Here is a 4,176-nt window from a genome sequence, read left to right on the forward strand (position 1 = left end):
CGTGCGCACCAGACAGAAGATCCAGTCGGCGTATTGGCCCAATGTCGTCCACGTCTTTTGCCCATTGACCACATAGCTGTCGCCGTCACGCTGCGCGGTGGTGCGCAACGAGGCCAGATCAGAACCGGCCTCCGGTTCGGAAAACCCTTGGCACCACCAGATGTCGATACTGGCCGTCGGCGGCAAGAAGCGCTCCTTGATTTCCTGGGAGCCGAACTCGGCGATCACCGGACCGACCATCTTGGTGTTGAAGTTCAACGGCTCGGGCACGCCGGCCAATTGCATCTCGTCCAGCCAGATCTGGTGCTGAGTGGGCGTCCAGTCGTTGCCGCCCCACTCGACGGGCCAGTTGGGCACCGCAAGGCCGTGATCGTTCAGGATCTTCTGGCTAGTAACGATGTCGTCGCGGGTGGGCGGCAGGCCGGCCCGGGTCCGCTTCCGCAGCTCGGCCGGGATCGCGGTGGTGTAGAAGCTGCGAAGCTCGTCACGGAAGGCAGCTTCGTCTTCGGTGAGCGCCAGCTGCATGGCGGCCTCCTTCAAGCGGTGAACGACGGGGGCGAACCGGCGGTCCTGCCCTGCACGTTAGGCGGCCACCGTCGTCAACCGCTCACCGGGTGTCGCAACGGTGTGGCAGCTGCGTGACCGCGACGTCAGCGTCGGCGGCGCGAACGACGGCGCCACCATATGGTGCCGACCACGCTGGCGCCGGCAACAGATGCCACCACCACAAGCGACGGTTTCGCGGCGGCCCGTACATTGTCGGCGACGTCGAACTTGTCCGACAGCGCTTCCACCGTGTCGCCGAGTTGGCTGCGGGTCTGCTCGATATCGGACTGGATCTCGCTGATGCCGGCGTCGGGCCCCGGCTCGGGGCGCTCAGCTTCGGCCATGGCGGGCGTCCTTCACTTCTTGGACGTCTTTTTTCACGTTGGCGACGGTTTGCGGCGCCGCTGGGCTGGCCTGTTTGGCCTGGCTCTTGCTGACCAGGGCCGTCGCTCCGGCCGCCAGGAGTAGCAGCGCGCCCACGATCAGCGCGGCCGCCCAAGCGGGCAGTGCCAGTGCCAGCGCGGCGGCGGCTGCGGCAATCACGCTCGCCGCACCGAAGAACGCCAGGAGGCCGGCGGCCGTAAGCAAACCGGCACCTGCGCCAGCATGTTTGGCCGATTGCTGGAATTCCTTCTGCGCCAAGCGCATTTCGTCTCGGACGAGCCGTGACAGCTGAGACGAGAGCTGAGCCATCAGTTCACCCGTCGAGGCCTCCGACTTCGGATTTGCTTCGAGACTCATCGGGTTACCTCCATGCGGGGTGCGTCCCGGCTGCGCCGGGATTGCTGTGCTCCGATGGCAATGCCCGGCCCGACCTGCGGCGAAACATCACCGACGGCCGACGGGGACGTTGAGCACGCGGGCTGCCGCCGCCTTGACCGAGTCAGGAAGGAACCGGTTGGTGACGCCCATGATCTTCGTGGTCAGCGATTCGGCCAGTACCTTGCGCTCGCCGCGCATCAACGCCTCGAAGCCCTGCTTGGCGACCTCGGCGGGATCGTCCTTGGGTCCCCGCCCCAGCAGGGTGTTCTGCAACCGGGCGCGAGCGAAGAAATTTGTGTCGGTCGGACCGGGCATCAACGACGTGACCGTGACATCGGTGTCGCGCAGCTCGTCGTGCAACGCCTCGGTGAACGACTGGACGAACGACTTTGAGGCGTGGTACACGGCCTGGTATGGGCCCGGCATCGTCGACGCGATCGACGATGTAAACAACACTTTGCCGCTGTTGCGACGAACCATGTCGGCCAGCAACAGCTTGGCCAAATGGACCGTGGACCGGACATTGAGGTCGACGATGGACAGATCGTCATCGAGCGGGCTGTCGAGAAAGCTTTCGCCGCGGCCCACGCCGGCGTTAAGCGCCGCGGCATCGACATGTCTTCCCGTTGCAGTGGCCTCTTTGTAGAGCCGCTCGACACCCTCAGCCGTCCGCAGATCCACCTGCACCGGCTCGACGTGGATTCCGGTTGGCGCCAAGGAGTCGGCCGCGGTCTGGATGCCCTCGTCTTCGGCGGCGACCACCAGGTCGTAGCCGTTGTCGACGAACTGCCGGGCCAGTTCGAATCCGATTCCACTCGACGCGCCCGTGACCAAAGCCAATTTGTCCGCCATGGCGCCCGGCTACCCACGAGGAGGGTGGCCAAACTTCTCCACAGTCTGTGCTTTGTCCCCAACCGGGCGTCACCCGGCTTTGTGACGCGGCGGTTATGACGGCCTGCGCGCGTACGGTCGGCGCATGCGAACAGAACTGCCCGCGGAGCGACTGCACCGACGCCTTGCTGCCCAGCCTGATGCCGACGGCCGCGCCGATGCCGATGCAGCCGACGACATCGAGGAGGACGGTGACCCGAACTCGCTGCTGCCGCGCTGGCTTCCCGAAAGCTCGCCGCACACCGATGCCGGTTGGCTGGCCCGGATACGCGCCGATCCCGGTCGCGCCGGTGTCATCGCATTGGCGGCGATCGCCGCTCTTGCGGTGTTGGTCACGGTGTTCACCGTGCTGCGCAACCGGCCCGCGCCGGTCATGTCAGCCAAATTGCCTCCGGTGGAGATGGTTTCTTCGGCCAGCCGCAGCCCCACGGCCAGTCCTTCGCCCAGAACCGATCAACCGGTGGTGGTCAGCGTCGTGGGCCTGGTGCACAAACCCGGGCTGGTCACGTTGGCGCCGGGCGCCCGCATCGCTGACGCGCTGAGCGCCGCCGGCGGTGCGATGGACGGCGCGGACACCATCGGGCTCAATATGGCGCGCCAGCTCGGCGACGGCGAGCAGATTGTCGTCGGCATCGCGCCGGCCAAAGGCCAGCCCGCGGCGCTGGGCAGCTCGGTGACGTCGGGAACGCCGGGCGCGCCGGTCACCTCAGCCAAACCATCAGGCTCCGCCTCACCGAAACCCGGCGAGGCGATCAACCTCAACACCGCGACAGTGCAGCAGCTCGACACCCTGCCCGGCATCGGACCGGTGACCGCCGCCGCGATCGTGGCGTGGCGGGAGGCCAACGGCAAGTTCACCAGCGTGGACCAGCTCGCCGAAGTCGACGGCATCGGCCCGGCCCGGCTCGACAAGCTGCGACCCCTGGTCCGTATCTGAGCTCGGTGCTACAGGCTGGCGCCGATCCGGGATCGGTGCGGCTGGACGTTCGCCTGGTCCCGGCCGCGCTGAGCAGCTGGGGCGTCACTGCCGCCGGGATTGTGTGGCCCGTCGGCACGATCGCCGCACTGACATGCCTTGTGCTGGCCGCCTTCTCCGGTGCGCTGTTCTGGCATGCGGCCATTCGTCAGCAACCCCAATGGGCTCGCACACTCAGCATGGGCCTATTGACCATCGGTGTGGTGGGCACCGGCTTCGGGTTCGCAATCGCACTGCGCGTCGAGGCGGTCGATCACCACCCGATCACCCCGGCGTTCGGGCATGCCGTCCCGGTAACGGTCACCCTCAACGAAAGCGCGATACCGGTCGGCCGCGGCCGGCTGCTGTTTCGCGCCACACTGCAGCGCCTGGCAGACCATGAAATGTCCGGTCGCGTAGTCGTTTTCGCGCCGGCCGCTGATTTCGGCGAGGTGATGGTCGGCCAGCCGGTGCGTTTCACCGCCCGGATCGCCCGTCCCACCCGCCGGGACCTGACAGTGGCGGCGCTCAACGCGACCGGAAAGCCGACGATGGGACAAGCCGCAACGGTGCATCGGGCTGCGCATGCAATCCGCGAGAAGTTCGCTGCGGTCGCCCGGGACGTGCTGCCCGCACCGCAGGCCGCCATGCTGCCCGCGCTGGTCCTCGGCGACACATCGGCGGTCACGGCTATGACCGGCCAGGAATTTCGCGCGGCGGGCTTGACGCACTTGACGGCGGTGTCGGGCGCCAACGTCACGATCGTGTGCGGGGCGGTGTTGTTCTGCGCACGGCTGATCGGTCCGCGTTCGGCAGTGGGGCTGGCTGCGGTCGCCTTGGTGGTGTTCGTGATCGTGGTGCAGCCGACGGCCAGCGTTTTGCGGGCGGCGGTGATGGGCGCCATCGCGTTGCTGGGCATGCTGTCTTCGCGGCGGCGACAAGCGATTCCGAGCTTGTCCGCCGCGGTGCTGGTATTGATGCTCGCTGCTCCCCAGCTGGCCGTCGACGTGGGTTTTGCCTTG

At 67.2% G+C, this 4,176-nt stretch carries 6 protein-coding genes; 2 read left to right on the top strand and 4 right to left on the bottom strand.

Annotated elements, in window-relative coordinates; all coding sequences use genetic code 11:
• The 4 genes from VFA16_RS13450 to VFA16_RS13465 all read right to left on the bottom strand — a co-directional run.
• The coding region (locus VFA16_RS13450) for an acyl-CoA dehydrogenase family protein (protein WP_324968295.1) at positions 1 to 525 on the bottom strand (525 nt) is incomplete at its 3' end.
• A gap of 125 nt (positions 526 to 650) precedes the next feature.
• A complete protein-coding gene (locus VFA16_RS13455) occupies positions 651 to 890 on the bottom strand; it encodes a DUF3618 domain-containing protein (RefSeq protein ID WP_324968296.1) in 240 nt (79 codons plus the stop codon).
• Positions 877 to 1,287, bottom strand: a complete 411-nt coding sequence (locus VFA16_RS13460; protein ID WP_324968297.1) for a phage holin family protein — start codon at positions 1,285 to 1,287, stop codon at positions 877 to 879. Before VFA16_RS13460 ends, VFA16_RS13455 begins: the two co-directional genes overlap by 14 nt.
• Before the next feature lie 87 nt (positions 1,288 to 1,374).
• The gene (locus VFA16_RS13465) at positions 1,375 to 2,160 is read right to left on the bottom strand and encodes an SDR family NAD(P)-dependent oxidoreductase (protein WP_324968298.1); all 786 of its coding nucleotides are present in this window, start codon (positions 2,158 to 2,160) and stop codon (positions 1,375 to 1,377) included.
• Positions 2,161 to 2,284: 124 nt separating this feature from the next.
• On the opposite strand from VFA16_RS13465, the gene VFA16_RS13470 reads away from it, so the two are divergent.
• On the top strand, positions 2,285 to 3,136 hold the full coding sequence (locus VFA16_RS13470) for a ComEA family DNA-binding protein (RefSeq protein ID WP_324968299.1): 852 nt from the start codon (positions 2,285 to 2,287) through the stop codon (positions 3,134 to 3,136).
• Between the two features lie 5 nt (positions 3,137 to 3,141).
• A partial coding sequence (locus VFA16_RS13475) for a ComEC/Rec2 family competence protein (RefSeq protein ID WP_324968300.1) occupies positions 3,142 to 4,176 on the top strand: 1,035 nt, incomplete at its 3' end.

Source organism: Mycobacterium sp. (assembly GCF_035653355.1).
Lineage (GTDB): Bacteria > Actinomycetota > Actinomycetes > Mycobacteriales > Mycobacteriaceae > Mycobacterium.

What these genes read in the sequence shown, in the direction of transcription:
- VFA16_RS13455 (WP_324968296.1), bottom strand. Translation starts at nt 890, where the DNA reads ATGGCCGAAGCTGAGCGCCCCGAGCCGGGGCCCGACGCCGGCATCAGC.
- VFA16_RS13460 (WP_324968297.1), bottom strand. Translation starts at nt 1,287, where the DNA reads ATGAGTCTCGAAGCAAATCCGAAGTCGGAGGCCTCGACGGGTGAACTG.
- VFA16_RS13465 (WP_324968298.1), bottom strand. Translation starts at nt 2,160, where the DNA reads ATGGCGGACAAATTGGCTTTGGTCACGGGCGCGTCGAGTGGAATCGGA.
- VFA16_RS13470 (WP_324968299.1), top strand. Translation starts at nt 2,285, where the DNA reads ATGCGAACAGAACTGCCCGCGGAGCGACTGCACCGACGCCTTGCTGCC.